Source organism: Pseudomonas sp. LBUM1679, assembly GCF_059695565.1.
In genome coordinates, this window is record NZ_CP166774.1 from 2,008,061 (window position 1) to 2,027,532 (window position 19,472).

Below are 19,472 nucleotides of genomic sequence, written 5' to 3' on the forward strand. Positions count from 1 at the left end.
TCAGGCTTGCTCCTCGGCCAGGCTCAACAGCGCGTCGCGGCTGCGTTCAAGAAATTGCGCCTTGGTTTCTTCTTCGCCGAGGGCCAGGGCGGCGCCAAAGCTGATGGTGCATAACAGCGGCAGCGGCAGGACGCGGCCTTTGGGCATGACGCGGTTGAGGTTGGCGATCCACACCGGGATCAATTGAGCCTGGGGATAGGCTTTTGCCAGGTGGTACAGCCCGCTTTTGAACGGCAGCAGGCCGTCCTCGGGGTTGCGCGTGCCTTCAGGGAAAATGATCAGCGAATCGCCGTTTTCCAGGGCATCGAGCATCGGTTGCAAGGGGTTGTAGTCGCTCTCCTTGCGTTCACGGTCGATCATTACGCCATTGAACACCCGGTTGATGATGTAACGGCGCAGCGGGCTTTTGAGCCAGTAATCGGCGCCGGCCACCGGCCGGGTGATGCGGCGCAAGGTGGGCGGCAAGGAGGCCCACAACAACACGAAGTCGCCATGGCTGCTGTGGTTGGCAAAGTAGATGCGCTGCACCGCCTGCGGCGCACACCCGAGCCACAGGCTGCGGGCGCCGGTGAGCAGGCGGGCGCCCGAGATGATGAGGGTGGCAACCGCGGTTGCGAGCATGAAAACTCCTTATCCAGCAAAGGTCAGCCAGGGGCCGGCCACAATGAAAACCAGGGTCAGCAGCACTTGTGCCGCCACCAGCAATGCCTGGCGGCGTAACAACGTCAGAGCGCCAGAGATCCGTTCGTGCCAGGGACGACCGCCACGGTCGGCGGGCTGCAGGCCCAGCGCCGTCAGCGCATGGTCCAGGGCCTGGGTGCGTTCGGGAAGGTCTTGTGCACGGGCGGCCAGATGCTGGAACAGATCGGCATCGAACGCGACCCGCAGTGCCCAGTATTTTTGCCACAGGCCCAGCACCAGCAGCGCGCCGCTGCAGGTCAACCCCCAGGTTCCCGGGCTGGCCACGACATATTGGCCCAGGCCGAGCAAGGCCCCCAGCAGCGTCAGCCCGGTAGACAGCCGGTCCAGCGAACCACCACGGCGCAACAGGCTGGCGGTCGTTTGCAGCTGCATATCAGTGGACACAGGCGTGCTCCGGTAACTGCTGCAGCACCTGTCGGTGCGCAGTGCTCAGAACGATCCCCGGACGTGCACGCTGAATCAGCAGGATGGCGTCATCGACACTGGCTGCCCTGCCGCTGTGCAGCAGCCACGCGGCGACCGCGATGGCACTGCGTGAATAGCCCAGGGCGCAGCAGACCAGCAGCGGACCTTGCTGGCGCAGGCTTTCGATCGCCTCGGCCGCTGCCTGGCATTGCGCGGCGGTGGGTACCGTCAGGTCCAGTAGCGGCAGCGAGCGGTAAGTCACCGAATCCGCGTTCAGCGATAGCTCTACACACAGATCGAGTACCGCCCGAAAGGGCGAGTGCTGCAGTTCCTGTCGGCCTGGCAGGCGTCCGAGCCAAACGTGATCGATCACCCGGTCGGGCTGCGGGTGGTGGCGGGTCCACAGGCGCGAGTTGAGCCACGCCGCCGCCAGGTAGGGTGCCAGCAGCCAGCGTGCCGCGGGGGACAGACGTCCGTCGGCACGTTTCTGGAAACCGCGAGCATCCAGCACGGCGTAATTGAGCGCTACCAGCAACAGGGCCACTGCTGGCCAGATCAACCACAGCCACGCGCCCCTCATCGAAAAGGCCGGGATCATGAAGGCTGCGGCACCCAAGCTGTAATACAGCGCCAGTTGCCAGCGTTTTCTATCCACAGCCAGGCGAGCTCCGTGCAGAGGGTCGGGACCCTCCAGTGGCCACAGCCAGACGCACAGCCAGCCGAGCAGCGCACCGGTGGGCAGGTCGACGAAATGGTGCTGGTAAGTGGTCAGCACCGACAGCCCGATCAGGATGAACCAGCCATGCATCAACCCGCGCCACAGGCCCCGCAAGTGCCGCTGGTAGCAACTCCATAACACCACCAGCAGCGCGATGTGCAGGGAGGGAGCCTGATTGAACGGCTTGTCGAAACCTGCCAGGACATCGAACAGCCAGCCGAACACGCCGTCCAGTTCGGGCCGGGCAAAGGTGAAGCGCAACGGCCAGATCAGAAAACAACTGACTGCGATCAACTGGGCGGTGATCAGGCGCAGGGCATGGCGCCTGAGTTCCAGGCGACTGGCGGGCAGCAACAGCGACAGGCCGTAGAGCAGGTCGATGGACCAGTACGGGACGATGCTCCAGGCCCAGAACGGCATCCGGGTTTCCCAGTCGAACACCAGGCTGGCGACATCGTCCCGTTGAGTGGTGACCCAGGTGGCGAAGCCGTAGGTGGCGAAGAACAGCGGGGCCAACAGCAACAGCCAGAGCAGTGCCGGTTTCAACAGGCCCGGTTCGCGTGCGGATGTGGCATTCAGGGGCATCATTGCATCCGTTGCGCCAGGGATACGCTGAAAATGCCCCATTCATCGACCCGCATGCCGATCTTGCGAAAGCCGGCGGCGGCTACGAGTTGGTCCATTTCCGCCTGGGTACGCCGGCGCATGACCCAGGCCTGGCCTTCACGGTGACTGGTCAAGGCGCGGGCGATCAGTTCCAGCTGCGGGTGCCAGGGCTGGCCGGTGTAGACCAGATAGCCACCGGGTTCCACGGCGTCGGCCAGTCCGGCGAGCGAGCCACTGACCATCTGGTTGTCGGCGAACAGCTCGTACAGGCCGGACACCACCGCCAGGGTCGGCTTGGGATCGAGTGCGGCGAGGTCGGCGCGGTCGAAGGCATCGCCCTTGACGAATCGGGCGATGGCCTCCAGGCCTTTGTCGCGGATCAGCGCACCGCCGTCGCGCACGTTGATGTCGCTGTAGTCGCGCAACAGGATCGACTCGGGCAGCGGGTCGATGCCCTGCAAGGCTTCCAGAATGTAGCGCCCGTGCCCGGCGGCGATGTCGACGATGCGCACTTCGCGACCCTGATCACGCAATTGCGCCATGGCCAGGCGCAGCAGTTCCTCGACATGCAGCTTGCGTTGGCGAATGCCACGCCAACCGATAGAGTCCAGGTAGTTACGATCGATCAGGCGGCCAACGGCAGACGTGCCGGTGGGCGTGTTGCGATAGACGTAGTCCAGGGTACTGCCGGAGTCGAAACCGGTGTCGAAACCCAGCTTGAGCCCGGACGACAGCCGGCTGCCGAGGCCCATGCCGGCGCGGGTCATGCGCCAATACAGGTCACGCAGGGAATTGTGCGGCAATGGCGCGGCCAATGATTCTGATTCGGCGCAGGTCAGGCCCAGGCGGTCGGCGGCCAGCAGGGAAGGGCGGGCAGCCGGTTGTTCGAAGTTGTGCAGGATAAAACGACGTACGCTGGCGACGGCGATTTCGCGACGTTGCTCACCCAAGGTGTCGTGGAAGAATCCTGGCAGGACATGTTTTTCCTTGTGCAGGCTGCCGAGACGCTCGAAAAACTGTTCCTGAGGTCGGCGATGCACCACGAAATCGGCGCCGGAGATCAACAGCTGCGTCGGCACCTGGATGGCCTGGGCATCGGCCACCACTCGCTCGGCAGCGTCGTAGAGGCCGAGCAGGACATTGACCGAAATCGCCTTGGTGATCAGCGGGTCGTTGTCGTAGCTGGCGACCCTTTGCGGGTCATGGCTGAGAAAACGCGCTTTAACGTAGCTGTTGACGAAAAAGTTGCCTCGCCACCGGCGCATCAGCGCCAGCCCCTGACGCGCGAAGGGCACGTAGAGCTTGACCTTGAACGCCGGTGACGCCAGCACCAGGGAGCGTATGCGTGGCGCGTAGTCGTGGACCCAGGTGGCCACGATCACCGCACCGACGCTCTGGGCAATCACCGCGATATTTTCTTCATCGATACCGTAAGCCGCGCCCAGGTGATCGCAGAAGGTCTGCACGTCACGCACGCTGGTGGCAAAACCCGGGCTGTCGCCGCGGGCGCCGGGCGAGAGGCCATGACCGCGGGCGTCCCAGGCAAAGAAATCATGGTCGGGCAGATTCAGTTCATCCACCAGATGGGCAATACGCCCGGAGTGTTCATGGCCGCGGTGAAACAACAGCACGGCCTGGCGTGGTTCGCCCGGGGCCGTGGTACCAGGCCAGTAGCGGTAAAACAATTCCACGCCGTCATGGGTGGTGAACGTCTGATGTTGAGCTTCGCGCATTGCATTGTCCTTATGCTGAAGGGATGTCTTCCTGTACTTCCTTGAGGCCCTGGCGGACCCGGTTGATCAGCGTGTAAACCAACAATGCGGCGATGATCGCGAACACGGCATTGATCCACAGGGCGCTGATCCAGCCCAATGCAATAGCGACCGCCACGACCCCCAGCACAAAAGCCCGATCACTTTTGCCCATGGGCCCGTCATAGCGCCGCGAAGCGCCAACCATCGGCCCCAGCACGCCACTGTATTCGCTGAACAAGGCGAGCAGGGCGACCAGCAGCACCAACCACAGGCTGACGCCCGGGAGCAGGGCGAACGGCAGGATCAGCGCACAGTCGGCGGCGATATCGCACAGCTCATTGAGATAGGCCCCCAAATGCGACTGCTGGTTGAACTCCCGGGCGAGCATGCCATCGATGGCATTGAGCGCCATGCGCAGGATCATCCAGGCCGGCACCAGCAAAAATACCCACGGGTGCTGGACGAAACCGGCGATCACCGCACCCACCAGCACCGAGCCGATGCCTGCTGTCAGGGTGATCTGGTTGGCGGTCGTGCCCTGGTTGAACAGTCGTTGCACCAATGGTCGCAGGAGGTTTTGAAAGGCCGGTTTGATCTGGTAGATGCTGGGCACGTCGGTAGGATCTCAGGGGAAACAGTGTGGGTCGAGTTTGGGTCGAGGCGATTTTTCAGTGTAGATGGGTTCTTGGGGGGAGCTCGTTCGGTTGACTGAGGAGATGCTGGTGGTGTGTCTGTCATTGAGGTAGAGGGTCATGGCGTGGCAAGTTGCAGTGTGATGAGGTAGCGCTCCTCTTTTGGGCGCTTAATGTCCTTGAAACGATTGACCACCAACATCACTTGATACCTGTCGCTCGCTCGCCAATAAGCCTTGCCACCTTTGTTCACATCCCGCAGTCGGGCACGCCATTGTGGGGTGTCAGCGAAGGGAGGATCGTAGCTGACCCGGATCGGTATCCAGCCCGCTTGATGCCATTGCTGTTGCAAATCCAGCACGGTCTTGAGTGTATCGTCGAGCAACAACGGCTCAATCTGCGGCGACATCCGCACGCTGCTGACTGACTCATCTTTGTTGAAGCTGACCGTGAAGAAACGAGCCAGCGGGGTCACGAAGCCGTACTGAGGATCTATGAAACGGAGACGGGCATCCGATTTCGGTAATCGTCCCCAGTAGTGCCCGGGAATCGCTGGAGCAATGGCTGCGCTGGAGCGCTGGCGCATATCTTCCCAAGGCTCGCCAATCATCAGTGCAATTTCCGGGTCATCCGAAAGCATGCGAATCGCCGCCACTATCAGGAGAGCCACGACTGCCAGTGCCAAGATCCCGCTTCGCCAACCTATGCGCTGTAGCAGACTCATCGCACGCCCCGACCTGCGGCAATGTCGAGAATTGCGTGTTCAATCAGTTGGCGATCGGAGCGCCGTAGCAGGTTATCAAACTGCTCAGCAGCCTTGAGCACGAAAGGCATGCGCTGATCGATGTCGGCCAGGTTGGCAACGTAATCGTTGCTGAAGCTCACCGTGCGTCCGTCACCAAGATGGGAAGTCAAGGATTCACCCATGGCGCGCCGAGTGACAGCGTGATGAGATAGCGTTCCTCCGTAGGTCGCTTATCGTCCCTGAACCGATTGACCACCAACATCACCTGATACTGGTCGCCCGCATGCCAGTAGGCTTTTCCGCCTGTAGTCTCATCCATTAGCTGTGCCCGCCATTGCGGGGTGTCGGCGAACGAGGGAAATTCATTGACGCGGATGGGTGTCCAGCCTCCTTGATGCCATTGCTCCTGCAGATCCAGCACAACCTTGAGAGTGTCGTCGAGCAGCAGTGGCTCAAGCTGAGGGGACATGCGGACACTTGCCACTAACTCATCGCTATTGAAACTAACGGCGAAAAAGCGGGCCAGTGGGGTTACGAATCCGAATTGGGAATCCAGGAAACGAAGGCGAGCATCCGACTTGGGTAATCTCCCCCAAAATTGGCCAGGAATAACTGGATCTATGGTCGCAGTTGAGCGCTGGCGCATGTCTTCCCAAGGCTCGCCAATCATCAGTGCAATTTCCGGGTCATCCGAAAGCGCCCGACTCGCCGCCACTATCAGGATAGTCACGACTGCCAGAGCTAAGATGCCGCGTCGCCAACCTATGCGTTGCAGCAGGCTCATCGCACGCCACGACCTCCGACAATGTCCAGAATCGCCTGCTCAATCAGCTGGCGATCAGAGCGCTGCAGCAGCTTGTCAAATTGCTCAGCAGCCTTGAGCACGAAAGGCATACGCTGATCGATGTCGGCCAGGTTGGCGACATAATCATTGCTGAAGCCTACCGTACGTCCGTCCTCGCTGGAACGGCACTGGCTGGCCAGTGTCAGTTCAACGGCTGCAGCAGCGCCAGAGGGGAAATTGGTAACGTAGGCGAGATGATTTCCGAATAGCAGTTTTACCAACCACTGGTCGCTGTACATCGCCGGTTGCAAGATGTTTTGTTGTTCGTGCCAAGCCAAATGCACAATGCTTTCAGCGATGTTGCCTGCTTCAATGGCCTCGAAGGCTTGTAGTATTTGCTGATGGTCAGTACCGAACTTTAGAGTCTTCTGCTCAATTGGCCATAGCACTGGAGGCTTATCGGATCCATAGATACCGCTACGTGAAGGCAGGCAAGTCTTGAGCGACCACAGCCCCCGTTCCTTGTAAAACTCATGCAGCGGAAACACATCCAGAAAGAGTGTCGTGTTGCCCACTTATGAATGCGTCATCACTGCGAAGCCCCGCCTCATGCTGGCCCTGAATCTTCTCGATCGAATCCGCCGCATGCAGCAGTCCACAGCCAACCTGCTTGGAAGCGAACGCCGCAAGTCCCGCCCATTGAAAACGCTGATCTTCAATCCACAACTGCGCATAGGTGGCATTGATCGCACGATTTCGCGCCTTGGGGTCGGCAATCAGTACGCCGCCCGGCGCCACGATGGCTTCGGCGCGTTGTTGATACCCGCGCCAGAGGTTCTGACAGACCAGCCCTGGCAGTTCACTGAAAGACGGTGAGGGCGCCGTTCGCGCCGGCGCATGGCTGGATGGGTGTGGTACTGCCGGATCGCTGCGGGATGCTGGAGTGGCTGGCTGAGCTGCGGCACGGGTGCCTTGCGGCGCAACGGCCTCTCTGGAGGAGTAAGTGGCCGTTTTTAGCGAGGGGATCAACTCGGCTCTGCAAGGGCAAGTGCTGAGGCTGTCCAGCGTACCGGCCAAGAGCCGGCCCTTGCTTCGCATATGCGAAATCCCACCGGCGATCACGTAGGTCTTACCGGTTATTCCGCAGGAAACCCGATCCCCGTCGCGGGCATGGTTTTCGCCAAACATCGTAATGCAGGGTTCCGCATCCAGCACCGTGCCGCCGCAGGTGGTCTTGTCGCCTTGGCGAATGTAATAACCGACTGCCATTGATTGAGGTCCTTGTCTGCAGGCGACTTGAGCAAGGCGCTCTGGGGCGCCGGCTAACGATCAAAATGCACTGGCTCCCGAATGAATCGAGGCATGGCAACGTGCAGCGCGAAGGGTCGGTGAAGGGGGGGTGAAGGTAAATCGGACGTTTCCTGGAAACGTGTAGGAAATGGAGATTCAATCTTGGTCTTGCAGCGCCATAACCGGCGCGAAGATCAAAAGATCGCAGCCTCGCTTCGCTCAACAGCTCCTACAGGGTAATGCGTTCACGTTGAGCGAGGTCGGCTGGCAGGCCGCCTCGTTTTGGCTGTTGCGGTGTACGCCCCCTCGAGAGGCCGAGTGGAGGTTCTGTGCAGTGGGCAACCCGGCATGGATGCCGGGTTAGCCGCGCACGGCCATGGATGGCCGATCGCGGCGGGCCCACGGAGCAGGACCGGAGCGAGGGCATGCCGAGCATTAGCGAGGCACCGAACGAAAGGGGCAAGAGCCCTTGGTTACTTGGGGCTTTTCCAAGTGACCCGCCGTAAGGGCGGAACCCTAAGTCGCCGTGACCGCAGAAATGGATATGTACACGATCAAACAAACCCGCCGGCCATCAGGCCGCCTTCGCCGGCAAGCCGGTCTCGCTCCCACAGAAAGCGCCGCGGTTCCATGCGCGACAGCGCGGCGTCAAGGATGGGGCGGCCCAAGATACAAGAGCCGCGTTATTTCAGGAGTTTCTTGAACGCCTCCACCGGCAACGGCCGGCTGTGCAGATACCCCTGATAGAAATGGCAGCCCAGCCCCTGCAGAAAATCCAGCTGGTCCTGGGTTTCCACCCCTTCGGCAATCACCTTCAATTCCAGACTGCGGGCCATCGCGACAATAGCGCGGATGATCTCGGCATCGTTGGGATCGGTGGTGGCGTCGCGGATGAAGGACTGGTCGATTTTCAGGGTGTCGACCGGCAGGCGCTTGAGGTAGGTCAGCGAGGAGTAACCGGTGCCGAAGTCGTCCATGGCAAAGCTTACCCCGAGTTTTTTCAGGCGGCGCATTTTGCTGATGGTGTCTTCCAGGTTCTGGATGACGATGCCTTCGGTGATTTCCAGTTTCAGCAGCGAGCAGGGCAGGCCGTGACTGGCGAGGCTGCGTTCGATGCGTTCGACGAAGTCGTTCTGGCGGAATTGTCGCGGGCTGATGTTCACGCACAGGCTGAAGTCGAGCGGATCGACCAGGTTTTTGCGGATCAGTTGTTTGAAGGCGGCGCAGACCTCGTCGATGATCCAGCTGCCCACTTCGAGGATCAGCCCGCTGTCCTCCAGCACCTTGATGAACTCCGTGGGTGACTGTGCGCCGAATTCCGGATGGTCCCAGCGCACCAGCGCCTCGGCGCCGACGATGCGGCCGTCACGCGCGTCCACCTGCGGTTGGTAATGCACGCGAAACTCGCCGCGGGACAGGGCCTGGCGCAGGTCGGTTTCCATGCGCAGGCGTTCGCTCGCGGCCTTCTGCATGGTGTTGTGGTACATCTGCGTGGTGTTGCGGCCCGAATCCTTGGCCCGATAGAGCGCAATGTCGGCGCGCTTGAGCAGGTCGGTCGGGGTCGAGCCGTGATCGGGAATCAGCGCGATGCCGATGCTCGGGGTCACTTGCAGGCGCTGCCCGTCGAGGAACATCGGTTCGGACAGCAGTTCACGCAAGGTGTCGGCCAGATCCAGGACCTGATCGCTGACCTCGTTGCGCGAGCCTTCAAGGCCGCTGAGCAGCACCACGAACTCATCGCCCCCCAGCCGCGCAACGGTGTCCTCCATGCGCACGCTGGCTTCAAGGCGCGCGGTGATGATTTTCAGCACCGTATCGCCCACCGGATGGCCAAGCGAATCATTGATGTGCTTGAAGTGGTCGAGGTCGAGAAACATCAGGGCGCCGCGCAGGTTGTGGCGCTTGAGCAGGGCGATCTGCTGGCTCAGGCGATCCATCAGCAGCGCGCGGTTGGGCAGGTTGGTCAAGGGGTCGTGGTAGGCCAGGTGGCGGATCTGCGCTTCGGCATTTTTCAGCAGGCTGACGTCCCGCGCCGTCAGCAGCAGGCAAGCGGTTTCGTTCAGGGTGATGGGTTCCACCGAGACTTCGACGGTCAGCAGCTCGCCGCGTTTATTGCGCCCGAGCATCTCCAGGTGATGAACCCGGCCCTTGAGCTGTAGCTCGGCCAGCAGCGTCGAACGTTGTTTTTCCTCGGCCCAGATGCCGACCTGGTACACCGTGCGGCCGATCACTTCGTCGGCGCGATAGCCGGTCAGGCGACAGAAGCCATCGTTGACTTCCAGATAGCGTCCGGTGTCGCGCTCGGTGATGGTGATGGCGTCGGGGCTGGAGTGGAAGGCCTTGGCAAACTTCTCTTCGCTGGCCTTGAGCGCCGCTTCCGAGCGTTGCTGCTGGGTGATGTCGCGCAGGTTGGTGACAATGCACGGTTGGTCGCCGACGCTGATCTGGCGGCTGGAAATCACGCAGGTCAGGGGCTGCCCGTCTTTGTGCTGAACCAGGATCGCGACATTGTTCAGGCCTTGTTCGCGGATGACTTGTTCGATCCGCCGCAGGCTATTCGCCGAAGCGTCCCACAGGCCGATTTCGTCGGCACTGCGACCAATCACCTCGGCGGTGCTCCAGCCGAAGGTCTGGGTGAAGCTGGAGTTGATCTCGATGAACAGGCCGGTGTCCTGGTGGGTCACGCAGATCGGGTCCGGGCTGACCTGGAACAGGGTGGCGAATTTTTCTTCAGAGGCCACCAGCCGCTGTTCGCGTTCCACCTGATCGGTAATGTCGAGCAGCGTGCCGGCCATGCGCAGCGGCGCGCCCTTGTCGTCGCGGTAAAGGCGGGCGCGGCTTTCCAGGTAGCGCGAACTGCCGTCCGGCAGCTGCACGCGGTAGGTCAGCTGATAATTGCCGGCCGGCCCTTCGCGCAAGCTGCGATAGGCGTCGCGCATGCTGTCGCGTTCTTCGCCGGGCACGCCTTCGAAAAAATCGTCGAAGGCTTCATGGAAAGGTTTGGCCTCCAGCCCGTGCAGTTGCGCGGCCCGCGCCGAACCGTAGAGCATGCCGCTGGGAATGTGCCAGTCCCAGGTGCCCAGTTGCGCCGAATCCAGGGCCAGGTCGAGGCGTTCCTGGCTGTCTTTGAGGGCATGTTCGGCGGCTTTGCGTTCGGTGGTATCGAGGAAGGTGCTCAGCAGATAGGGCTGGCCTTCGAGCTCGACTTTCTGCGCGCTGAGGATGCCGTCGTGGACCTGGCCGTTGCTGGCGCGAAACTGCACCTCCATGCTGGTCAATTCGCCCTTGGCCTTGGTCGCCTTGACCAGTTGTGCCCGTTGTTCCGGGTGCACCCACAGGCCCAGTTCGAGGGTGGTGCGGCCGATCGCGTCTTGCACCGGCCAGCCGAACAGGCTTTCGAAATACTGGTTGGCTTCACTGATCAGGCCGTCTTCCTGGCGGGTCAGCAACACCATGTTCGGGCACAGGTGAAACAGCGTGGCGAAGCGTTTTTCCGAACTGCTCAGGGCCTGTTCACGCTGACGCTGGTGGGTGATTTCGCGGATGACGCCAATCATCCGTGGCCGGCCGTGCTTGTCCGGCAGCAGGCTGCCGTTGATCTCCAGCCAGTGCAGGCTGCCATCAGGCCATTGAATGCGGTGGTGCATCGCCTGTTCCAGCGGGGCGCCGGCGATCACCGCGTGGAAGGCGCGTATGGTTTTCGCCCGGTCCTCGGGTGGCAACAGGTCAAGGTATTCCAGATCGGCCGGCAGCGGTTGCCGGGGATCGAAGCCGAACAACGCCTGGGTGCCCCGCGACCAGCTGATCTGCCCGCGCTCGATGTCCCAATACCAGGCACCCAGGCGCGCGCCGTTGAGCGCGGCCAGTAATTGCGGCGCACTTTCCCAGCTCTGCTCGGACCGTTTCGGGTCCAGCGCCTGAATACGCGGCATCGGCGGAATTCGGTCAACAGATTTCGGCATTTTCAAGCCTTGGGCTGAATTGGGCGTTAGGCACGGACGTTCACGGCGAAATTGACTCTATGGACGTAGCACAGCTTAGCCCTGAATCCCTGGCCCATCGATTTGTGCATCCAGCAGGGCCATAAAGGCCCGTGCCGCATTCGAGAGCGTCCGTTCGGTGTGCAGGATATAGCCTAGCTGGCGAGTCAGTTGTATGCCCGGTAAAGGTATTCGTGCCACTTGCTCGTCGAGCATGGTGCGCGGCAACACGCTCCAGGCCAGGCCGATCGAGACCATCATCTTGATCGTTTCCAGATAGTTGGTGCTCATGGCGATGTTCGGCGTCAGGCCCCGGGCTTCGAACAGGCGCTGGACGATGTGGTGGGTAAAGGTGTTGCCGCCGGGGAATACCGCCGGGTGCAGGGCAATGTCCGCCAGGCTGACCGGGCCGTTGCTGATCAGCGAATGCTCCGGGGCGACCACGAAATCCAGCGGGTCGTCCCATACGGGCGTGGCCTTGACCAGGGCGTGGGGCTCCGGCGCCAGGGTGATGACCGCCAGCTCGGCGCGACCATGGAGAATTTCTTCGTAGGCCACTTCCGAGTCGAGGAACTGGATATCCAGCGCCACCTCCGGGTAGCGCCGGGTGAACTCCCTCAATAAAGGCGGCAGGCGGTGCAAGCCGATGTGGTGACTGGTGGCCAGGGTCAGGCGGCCGCTGACTTCGCCGGTCAGGTTGGTCAGGGCGCGGCGGGTGTCGTCCAGCACGTTCAGAATCTGATAGGCCCGCGGCAGCAAGGCGCGGCCGGCCTCGGTCAGGCCGACTTCACGACCCAGGCGGTCGAACAGGCGTACCTTCAGCTGCTGCTCCAGCCCGGCGATGCGCTTGCTGATGGCCGGTTGCGTGAGGTGCAGCCGTTCACCGGCGCCGGAGAAGCTGCCGGTCTCGGCAATCGCTATGAAAGCATTGAGGTTGGCCAGGTCCATTGCAGTATTCCAGTTGGTTATCCAAAGCATGAAAAATATGAATTTGAGTTATTTAATGTAACCCCCTAGGATCGACCTCACAAGCCAAAGGGTTATTGAACCGTTCAAAGCCCAGGGCATAGAAACAAAATGATGAGGAAACCGTCTGATGGCCGGCAAAACGCTCTACGACAAACTCTGGGATTCGCATTTGGTCAAGCAGCGCGACGATGGCTCTGCGCTGATCTACATCGATCGTCACATCATCCATGAAGTGACCTCGCCGCAAGCCTTCGAAGGCCTGCGTCTGGCCGGGCGCAAGCCTTGGCGCATCGATGCCAACATCGCGACCCCGGACCACAACGTACCGACCACGCCGGAGCGCAAGGGTGGCATCGAAGCCATTGCCGACGAGGTCTCGCGTCTGCAGGTTCAGACCCTCGACGATAACTGTGACGAATACGGCATCGTCGAATTCAAGATGAATGACGTCCGCCAGGGCATCGTCCACGTCATCGGCCCGGAGCAGGGTGCTACCTTGCCGGGCATGACCGTGGTCTGCGGCGACTCCCATACCTCGACCCATGGCGCCTTTGGTGCCCTGGCGCACGGTATCGGCACTTCCGAGGTCGAGCACGTGCTCGCCACCCAGTGCCTGGTCGCCAAGAAAATGAAGAATATGTTGGTGTCGGTCGAGGGCAAACTGCCATTCGGCGTGACTGCCAAGGACATCGTCCTCGCCGTGATCGGCAAGATCGGCACCGCCGGCGGTAACGGCCATGCCATCGAGTTCGCCGGCAGCGCGATTCGCGACTTGTCCGTTGAAGGCCGCATGACCATCTGCAACATGTCCATCGAAGCCGGTGCGCGTGTCGGCCTGGTGGCGGCGGACGAAAAGACCGTGGAATACGTCAAGGGCCGTCCATTTGCCCCGAAAGGCGCGGAATGGGACTTGGCTGTCGAAGCCTGGAAAGACCTGGTGACTGACAAGGACGCGAAGTTCGACACCGTCGTCGAACTCGACGCGACCCAGATCAAACCGCAAGTCAGCTGGGGCACGTCGCCCGAGATGGTGTTGGCCGTTGATCAGAACGTGCCGGACCCGGCCAAGGAAATGGACCTGGTCAAGCGTGGTTCCATCGAGCGCGCCTTGAAGTACATGGGGTTGACCGCCAACCAGGCGATCACCGACATCCAGCTGGACCGGGTGTTCATCGGTTCCTGCACCAACTCGCGGATCGAAGACCTGCGTGCGGCGGCAGTGATCGCCAAGGGCCGCAAAGTGGCGTCGACCATCAAGCAGGCCATCGTGGTGCCGGGCTCGGGCCTGGTCAAGGCTCAGGCCGAATCGGAAGGCCTGGACAAGATTTTCCTCGACGCCGGTTTCGAATGGCGTGAGCCGGGCTGCTCGATGTGCCTGGCAATGAACCCGGACCGTTTGGAAAGTGGCGAGCATTGCGCCTCGACCTCCAACCGTAACTTCGAAGGCCGTCAGGGTGCCGGTGGCCGTACCCACCTGGTGAGCCCGGCCATGGCCGCCGCCGCCGCTGTGAACGGGCGTTTCGTCGATGTCCGTGAATTGATCTGAAGGAGCGCAGCATGAAAGCTTTTACCCAGCACACCGGTCTTGTCGCGCCTCTGGATCGTGCCAACGTCGACACCGACCAGATCATTCCAAAGCAATTCTTGAAGTCGATCAAGCGCACGGGTTTCGGCCCGAACCTGTTCGATGAATGGCGCTACCTGGATGTGGGGCAGCCGTATCAGGACAACTCCAAGCGTCCGCTGAACAAGGACTTCGTGCTCAACGCCGAACGTTATCAAGGTGCCAGCGTGTTGCTGGCGCGTGAGAACTTCGGTTGCGGCTCCAGCCGCGAACATGCGCCGTGGGCGCTGGAAGAGTACGGTTTCCGCAGCATCATCGCGCCGAGCTATGCCGACATTTTCTTCAATAACAGCTTCAAGAACGGCTTGCTGCCGATCATCTTGAGCGACGCTGAAGTTGATGAGCTGTTCCAGCAGGTTGAGGCGACGCCGGGCTACCAGTTGCAGGTTGATCTGCAAGCTCAGACCGTGATGCGTCCGGATGGCAAGGTGTTGCGCTTTGAAATCGACGCGTTCCGTAAGCATTGCCTGCTCAACGGGCTGGACGATATCGGCCTGACGTTGATGGACCACGAGGCGATTGCGACGTTTGAAGCCAAGCACCGGGCCAGTCAGCCTTGGTTGTTTCGCGACGCTTGATTTGCGTAGGGCGGGATGACGCCTTCGCGGGCAAGCCTCGCTCCTACAATTGAAATGCATTCCCCTGTAGGAGCGAGGCTTGCCCGCGAAGAGGCCCGCCTAGACAACACCAGACTAACCCCCAAAAAGGAAGTCCCCATGACCAACACCCCCCAGCACAGCCAGGTAGTCCAAAAGCAATTCGGTGAACAGGCCGCCGCCTACCTGAGCAGCGCCGTTCACGCTCAAGGCACCGAATTCGCCCTGCTACAGGCTGAACTGGCAGGTCAGGGCGACGCCCGGGTGCTGGACCTCGGCTGCGGTGCCGGTCACGTGAGTTTTCACGTGGCCTCGCTGGTCAAGGAAGTGGTGGCCTACGACCTGTCCCGGCAAATGCTCGACGTGGTCGCAGCCGCCGCTGTCGACCGTGGCCTGAGCAACGTGACCACGGTCAACGGCGCCGCCGAGCGCCTGCCGTTCGCCGATGGCGAGTTCGACTTCGTGTTCAGCCGTTATTCGGCGCACCATTGGAGCGACCTCGGGCTGGCCCTGCGGGAAGTTCGCCGGGTGCTGAAGCCGGGCGGGGTGGCGGCGTTCGTCGACGTGATGTCACCGGGCAGTCCGCTGTTCGACACTTACCTGCAAAGCGTCGAAGTGCTGCGCGACACCAGCCACGTGCGCGATTATTGCGCCGGTGAGTGGTTGCGCCAGGTCAGTGAAGCGGGGTTGCATACCCGCAGCACCACCCGCCAACGCTTGCGCCTGGAGTACAACAGCTGGGTCGAGCGCATGCGCACGCCGCCCGTGATGCGCGCGGCGATCCGCGAGTTGCAGCAGTCGATGGGCAACGAAGTGCGCGAATATTTTGAGATTGAGGCCGATGGTTCGTTCAGTACCGATGTGCTGGTGTTGATGGCTGAACGATAAGCGCTGAATGATAAGCTTTGGACGATTAGCTCTAAACGATGAGCTCTAAACGATAAGCTCTGAACAATAGCCGCCGAGCGATAGACTTTTTCCGGGCGCGCCCTTGGGGCGCACCGACTGATGACATGAGGAAAGCATGAGCAAGCAGATTCTGATTCTCCCAGGTGACGGTATTGGCCCGGAAATCATGGCCGAAGCGGTCAAGGTGCTGGAACTGGCCAACACCAAGTACAGCCTGGGCTTCGAGCTGAGCCACGACGTGATCGGCGGCGCCGCCATCGACAAGCACGGCGTGCCCCTGGCCGACGAAACCCTGGATCGCGCACGTGCTGCCGATGCCGTACTGCTGGGCGCCGTGGGCGGCCCGAAATGGGACGCCATCGAGCGTGACATTCGCCCGGAGCGCGGCCTGCTGAAGATCCGTGCGCAACTGGGCCTGTTCGGCAACCTGCGTCCGGCGATCCTCTACCCGCAACTGGCCGAGGCGTCGAGCCTGAAGCCTGAAATCGTTGCAGGCCTGGACATCCTGATCGTTCGCGAGCTGACCGGCGGCATCTACTTCGGCGCGCCACGTGGCACCCGCACCCTGGAAAACGGCGAGCGTCAGTCCTACGACACCCTGCCGTACAGCGAAAGCGAAATCCGCCGCATCGCCCGTGTCGGTTTCGACATGGCCATGGTCCGCGGCAAGAAGCTGTGCTCGGTGGACAAGGCCAACGTATTGGCTTCCAGCCAGCTGTGGCGTGAAATCGTCGAGGAAGTGGCCAAGGATTACCCTGAAGTCGAACTGAGCCACATGTACGTCGACAACGCCGCCATGCAACTGGTGCGTGCACCGAAGCAATTCGACGTGATCGTCACCGACAACATGTTCGGCGACATCCTGTCCGACCAGGCATCGATGCTCACCGGCTCCATCGGCATGCTGCCGTCGGCCTCCCTGGACACCCACAACAAGGGCATGTACGAGCCGTGCCACGGTTCGGCGCCGGACATCGCGGGCCAGGGCATTGCCAACCCGTTGGCGACCATTTTGTCGGTGTCGATGATGTTGCGTTACAGCTTCAACCAAGCGGGCGCTGCAGACGCGATCGAGAAGGCTGTGAGCCTTGTTTTGGACCAGGGGCTGCGTACAGGCGACATCTGGTCGGCCGGTTGCACTAAAGTCGGTACGCAGGAAATGGGCGACGCAGTAGTCGCCGCGCTGCGGAATCTGTAATCTCTCGGGCCCGCTGCGATTTTCACTCTTGAAGGCAGCGGCCCACTTTTTAAAGAAGGTGTAGTTGCGATGAAACGTGTAGGTCTGATCGGTTGGCGCGGTATGGTCGGTTCCGTGCTCATGCAGCGGATGCTGGAAGAGCAGGATTTCGATCTTATCGAGCCGGTGTTTTTCACCACTTCCAATGTCGGTGGCCAAGGCCCGTCCGTGGGCAAGGACATTGCTCCGCTCAAGGACGCTTACAGCATTGAAGAGCTGAAAACCCTCGACGTGATTCTGACGTGCCAGGGTGGCGACTACACCAGCGAAGTCTTCCCGAAACTGCGTGAAGCCGGCTGGCAGGGCTACTGGATCGATGCCGCTTCCAGCCTGCGCATGCAGGATGACGCGGTGATCGTGCTGGACCCGGTGAACCGCAAGGTCATCGACCAGCAGCTCGACGCGGGCACCAAGAACTACATCGGCGGCAACTGCACCGTCAGCCTGATGCTGATGGGCCTGGGCGGTCTGTTCGAAGCCGGCCTGGTGGAGTGGATGAGCGCCATGACGTATCAGGCGGCCTCCGGTGCCGGCGCGCAGAACATGCGTGAACTGATCAAGCAGATGGGCGCGACCCACGCCGCTGTCGCCGATCAACTGGCCGACCCGGCCAGCGCGATCCTCGACATCGACCGTCGTGTCGCCGAAGCCATGCGCAGCGACGCCTACCCGACCGAAAACTTCGGCGTACCGCTGGCCGGCAGCCTGATCCCGTGGATCGACAAGGAACTGCCAAACGGCCAGAGCCGCGAAGAGTGGAAGGCCCAGGCCGAGACCAACAAGATCCTTGGTCGCTTCAAGAGCCCGATCCCGGTCGATGGTATCTGCGTGCGTATCGGCGCCATGCGCTGCCACAGCCAGGCGTTGACCATCAAACTGAACAAAGACGTGCCGATCGCCGACATCGAAGGGCTGATCAGCCAGCACAACCCTTGGGTCAAGCTGGTACCGAACAGCCGCGAAGCCAGCATTCAGGAACTGAGCCCGACGAAAGTCACCGGCACCCTGAACGTCCCGGTGGGCCGTCTGCGCAAGCTGAACATGGGCACGCAGTACGTGGGTGCCTTCACCGTCGGCGACCAGCTGCTGTGGGGCGCGGCCGAACCGCTGCGTCGCATGCTGCGGATTCTGCTCGAGCGTTGATCGGTTGAAGTAAACAAAAAACCCGTGCCTTGAAGGAGGTGCGGGTTTTTTTATTTTGGGCAGTCTGGGGTTGATGGGTTGCCCAGCAGGACGCCTTCGCTGGCAAGCCAGCTCCTACAGGGTCGTGCGCGGTTGCAAGGTGGGCGCATGACCTGTAGGAGCTGGCTTGCCAGCGAAGAGGCCGGCACAGGCACCACAAATCCCCAGCCGAATTGCCTGCACGCCACCCACCCGGTAAAGTGCCGCTCCCCCCGTTTCGCCAGAGGTAAAACCATGAGCCAGTCCTTTGATATTGCCGTGATCGGCGCCACCGGTACTGTCGGCGAAACGCTGGTGCAGATTCTCGAAGAGCGCGACTTCCCGGTCGGCAACCTGCACCTGCTGGCCAGCAGTGAATCGGCCGGGCATTCGGTGCCGTTCCGCGGCAAGAACGTGCGGGTGCGGGAAGTCGATGAGTTCGACTTCAGCAAGGTCCAGCTGGTGTTCTTCGCCGCCGGCCCGGCGGTCACCCTGAGTTTCGCCTCGCGCGCCACTGCCGCCGGCTGTTCGCTGATCGACCTGTCCGGCGCCTTGCCGGCCGATCAGGCGCCGCAAGTGGTGCCGGAAGCCAATGCACAGGTGCTCGCCGGTTTGCAAAAGCCGTTCCAGGTCAGCAGCCCAAGCCCGTCGGCCACCACGCTGGCCGTGGTGCTGGCGCCATTGCTCGGTTTGCTCGACCTGCAACGCATCCACCTGACCGCTGCCTTGGCGGTCTCTGCCCAAGGTCGCGAAGCCGTGACCGAACTGGCCCGGCAAACCGCCGAACTGCTCAACGTGCGCCCGCTGGAACCGACGTTCTTTGATCGGCAGATGGCCTTCAACCTGCTGGCGCAAGTCGGCAAGCCGGATGAGCAAGGCCATACGCTGCTGGAAAAACGCCTGGTGCGCGAACTGCGCCAGGTCATGGCCCTGCCTGCATTGAAGATTTCCGTCACTTGCATTCAAGCTCCGGTGTTTTTTGGCGATAGCTTTAGCGTGACCTTGCACTCGGCGAGCGACATCGACCTGGCGAACGTCAACGCCGCCCTGGAAGACGCCCCGGGTATCGAACTGGTGGAAGCCGGCGATTATCCGACGCCGGTCGGCGATGCGGTCGGGCAGGACGTGGTCTACGTTGGTCGGGTTCGCCATGGAATCGACGACCTGTCGGAACTAAATGTGTGGCTGACGTCAGATAACGTGCGCAAAGGCGCGGCGCTCAATGCTGTGCAGGTGGCTGAATTATTGATAAAACACCTTGTGTAAAAGATACTTGGCAACAATTTTTCCAAGGGCTCCAGCCAACGCTATGCTTGGTCCGGACTGCTGAAGGCGAGCCACCCTGCGGGTTCTTCCTCGG

General features: G+C 61.5%; 18 protein-coding genes. 6 read left to right on the forward strand and 12 right to left on the reverse strand.

Annotated elements, in window-relative coordinates; all coding sequences use genetic code 11:
- The 12 genes from ACA062_RS09260 to ACA062_RS09315 all read right to left on the reverse strand — a co-directional run bounded on the left by ACA062_RS09260 (window position 1) and on the right by ACA062_RS09315 (window position 12,564).
- Entirely contained in the window at window positions 1-621 is a 621-nt protein-coding gene (locus ACA062_RS09260; RefSeq protein WP_497456108.1) for a lysophospholipid acyltransferase family protein, read from the reverse strand.
- A 9-nt stretch (window positions 622-630) separates the two neighbouring features.
- Entirely contained in the window at window positions 631-1,086 is a 456-nt protein-coding gene (locus ACA062_RS09265; protein WP_497456109.1) for a hypothetical protein, read from the reverse strand.
- Window positions 1,076-2,410, reverse strand: a complete 1,335-nt coding sequence (locus ACA062_RS09270) for a phosphatase PAP2/dual specificity phosphatase family protein (protein WP_497456110.1) — start codon at window positions 2,408-2,410, stop codon at window positions 1,076-1,078. Before ACA062_RS09270 ends, ACA062_RS09265 begins: the two co-directional genes overlap by 11 nt.
- Entirely contained in the window at window positions 2,410-4,164 is a 1,755-nt protein-coding gene (locus ACA062_RS09275) for a bifunctional alpha/beta hydrolase/class I SAM-dependent methyltransferase (protein ID WP_497456111.1), read from the reverse strand. The genes ACA062_RS09270 and ACA062_RS09275 overlap by 1 nt, the downstream gene beginning before the upstream one ends.
- Window positions 4,165-4,174: 10 nt before the next feature.
- Entirely contained in the window at window positions 4,175-4,798 is a 624-nt protein-coding gene (locus ACA062_RS09280; protein ID WP_497456112.1) for a CDP-alcohol phosphatidyltransferase family protein, read from the reverse strand.
- A gap of 137 nt (window positions 4,799-4,935) precedes the next feature.
- Window positions 4,936-5,541, reverse strand: a complete 606-nt coding sequence (locus ACA062_RS09285; protein WP_497456113.1) for a hypothetical protein — start codon at window positions 5,539-5,541, stop codon at window positions 4,936-4,938.
- A complete protein-coding gene (locus ACA062_RS09290) occupies window positions 5,538-5,732 on the reverse strand; it encodes a hypothetical protein (protein WP_497456114.1) in 195 nt (64 codons plus the stop codon). The genes ACA062_RS09285 and ACA062_RS09290 overlap by 4 nt, the downstream gene beginning before the upstream one ends.
- Entirely contained in the window at window positions 5,729-6,346 is a 618-nt protein-coding gene (locus tag ACA062_RS09295) for a hypothetical protein (RefSeq protein WP_497456115.1), read from the reverse strand. Before ACA062_RS09295 ends, ACA062_RS09290 begins: the two co-directional genes overlap by 4 nt.
- A complete protein-coding gene (locus ACA062_RS09300) occupies window positions 6,343-6,921 on the reverse strand; it encodes a DUF2515 family protein (RefSeq protein WP_497456116.1) in 579 nt (192 codons plus the stop codon). The genes ACA062_RS09295 and ACA062_RS09300 overlap by 4 nt, the downstream gene beginning before the upstream one ends.
- Window positions 6,878-7,615, reverse strand: a complete 738-nt coding sequence (locus ACA062_RS09305) for a PAAR domain-containing protein (protein WP_497456117.1) — start codon at window positions 7,613-7,615, stop codon at window positions 6,878-6,880. The genes ACA062_RS09300 and ACA062_RS09305 overlap by 44 nt, the downstream gene beginning before the upstream one ends.
- 704 nt (window positions 7,616-8,319) lie before the next feature.
- On the reverse strand, window positions 8,320-11,598 hold the full coding sequence (locus ACA062_RS09310) for an EAL domain-containing protein (RefSeq protein ID WP_497456118.1): 3,279 nt from the start codon (window positions 11,596-11,598) through the stop codon (window positions 8,320-8,322).
- Between the two features lie 75 nt (window positions 11,599-11,673).
- A complete protein-coding gene (locus tag ACA062_RS09315; RefSeq protein WP_128869748.1) occupies window positions 11,674-12,564 on the reverse strand; it encodes a LysR family transcriptional regulator in 891 nt (296 codons plus the stop codon).
- Window positions 12,565-12,712: 148 nt separating this feature from the next.
- Between ACA062_RS09315 and leuC the strand changes: the two genes are divergently transcribed.
- The 6 genes from leuC to ACA062_RS09345 all read left to right on the forward strand — a co-directional run bounded on the left by leuC (window position 12,713) and on the right by ACA062_RS09345 (window position 19,378).
- Window positions 12,713-14,131, forward strand: coding sequence for a 3-isopropylmalate dehydratase large subunit (gene leuC / locus ACA062_RS09320; protein WP_064676826.1), 1,419 nt, complete (start codon window positions 12,713-12,715; stop codon window positions 14,129-14,131).
- 11 nt (window positions 14,132-14,142) lie between these two features.
- The gene (gene leuD, locus ACA062_RS09325; protein ID WP_497456119.1) at window positions 14,143-14,787 is read left to right on the forward strand and encodes a 3-isopropylmalate dehydratase small subunit; all 645 of its coding nucleotides are present in this window, start codon (window positions 14,143-14,145) and stop codon (window positions 14,785-14,787) included.
- A gap of 138 nt (window positions 14,788-14,925) precedes the next feature.
- Window positions 14,926-15,693 carry a class I SAM-dependent methyltransferase gene (locus ACA062_RS09330; protein WP_497456120.1) on the forward strand — a complete coding sequence of 256 codons (768 nt, stop codon included), beginning with the start codon at window positions 14,926-14,928 and terminating at the stop codon, window positions 15,691-15,693.
- Between the two features lie 136 nt (window positions 15,694-15,829).
- Window positions 15,830-16,912 (forward strand): 3-isopropylmalate dehydrogenase, encoded by a 1,083-nt coding sequence (gene leuB, locus ACA062_RS09335; protein WP_497456121.1) that lies wholly within the window; start codon window positions 15,830-15,832, stop codon window positions 16,910-16,912.
- A 69-nt stretch (window positions 16,913-16,981) separates the two neighbouring features.
- Window positions 16,982-18,094 (forward strand): aspartate-semialdehyde dehydrogenase, encoded by a 1,113-nt coding sequence (gene asd / locus ACA062_RS09340; RefSeq protein WP_064676830.1) that lies wholly within the window; start codon window positions 16,982-16,984, stop codon window positions 18,092-18,094.
- 273 nt (window positions 18,095-18,367) lie between these two features.
- The gene (locus ACA062_RS09345; RefSeq protein ID WP_497456122.1) at window positions 18,368-19,378 is read left to right on the forward strand and encodes an aspartate-semialdehyde dehydrogenase; all 1,011 of its coding nucleotides are present in this window, start codon (window positions 18,368-18,370) and stop codon (window positions 19,376-19,378) included.
- The last annotated feature ends 94 nt before the right edge of the window (window positions 19,379-19,472 follow it).

Excerpts from the sequence above, each read along its gene's own strand:
- ACA062_RS09260 (WP_497456108.1), bottom strand. The coding sequence starts at position 621 with ATGCTCGCAACCGCGGTTGCCACCCTCATCATCTCGGGCGCCCGCCTG.
- ACA062_RS09270 (WP_497456110.1), bottom strand. The coding sequence starts at position 2,410 with ATGCCCCTGAATGCCACATCCGCACGCGAACCGGGCCTGTTGAAACCG.
- ACA062_RS09275 (WP_497456111.1), bottom strand. The coding sequence starts at position 4,164 with ATGCGCGAAGCTCAACATCAGACGTTCACCACCCATGACGGCGTGGAA.
- ACA062_RS09285 (WP_497456113.1), bottom strand. The coding sequence starts at position 5,541 with ATGAGTCTGCTACAGCGCATAGGTTGGCGAAGCGGGATCTTGGCACTG.
- ACA062_RS09295 (WP_497456115.1), bottom strand. The coding sequence starts at position 6,346 with ATGAGCCTGCTGCAACGCATAGGTTGGCGACGCGGCATCTTAGCTCTG.
- ACA062_RS09305 (WP_497456117.1), bottom strand. The coding sequence starts at position 7,615 with ATGGCAGTCGGTTATTACATTCGCCAAGGCGACAAGACCACCTGCGGC.
- ACA062_RS09310 (WP_497456118.1), bottom strand. The coding sequence starts at position 11,598 with ATGCCGAAATCTGTTGACCGAATTCCGCCGATGCCGCGTATTCAGGCG.
- ACA062_RS09315 (WP_128869748.1), bottom strand. The coding sequence starts at position 12,564 with ATGGACCTGGCCAACCTCAATGCTTTCATAGCGATTGCCGAGACCGGC.
- leuC (WP_064676826.1), top strand. The coding sequence starts at position 12,713 with ATGGCCGGCAAAACGCTCTACGACAAACTCTGGGATTCGCATTTGGTC.
- leuD (WP_497456119.1), top strand. The coding sequence starts at position 14,143 with ATGAAAGCTTTTACCCAGCACACCGGTCTTGTCGCGCCTCTGGATCGT.
- ACA062_RS09330 (WP_497456120.1), top strand. The coding sequence starts at position 14,926 with ATGACCAACACCCCCCAGCACAGCCAGGTAGTCCAAAAGCAATTCGGT.
- leuB (WP_497456121.1), top strand. The coding sequence starts at position 15,830 with ATGAGCAAGCAGATTCTGATTCTCCCAGGTGACGGTATTGGCCCGGAA.
- asd (WP_064676830.1), top strand. The coding sequence starts at position 16,982 with ATGAAACGTGTAGGTCTGATCGGTTGGCGCGGTATGGTCGGTTCCGTG.
- ACA062_RS09345 (WP_497456122.1), top strand. The coding sequence starts at position 18,368 with ATGAGCCAGTCCTTTGATATTGCCGTGATCGGCGCCACCGGTACTGTC.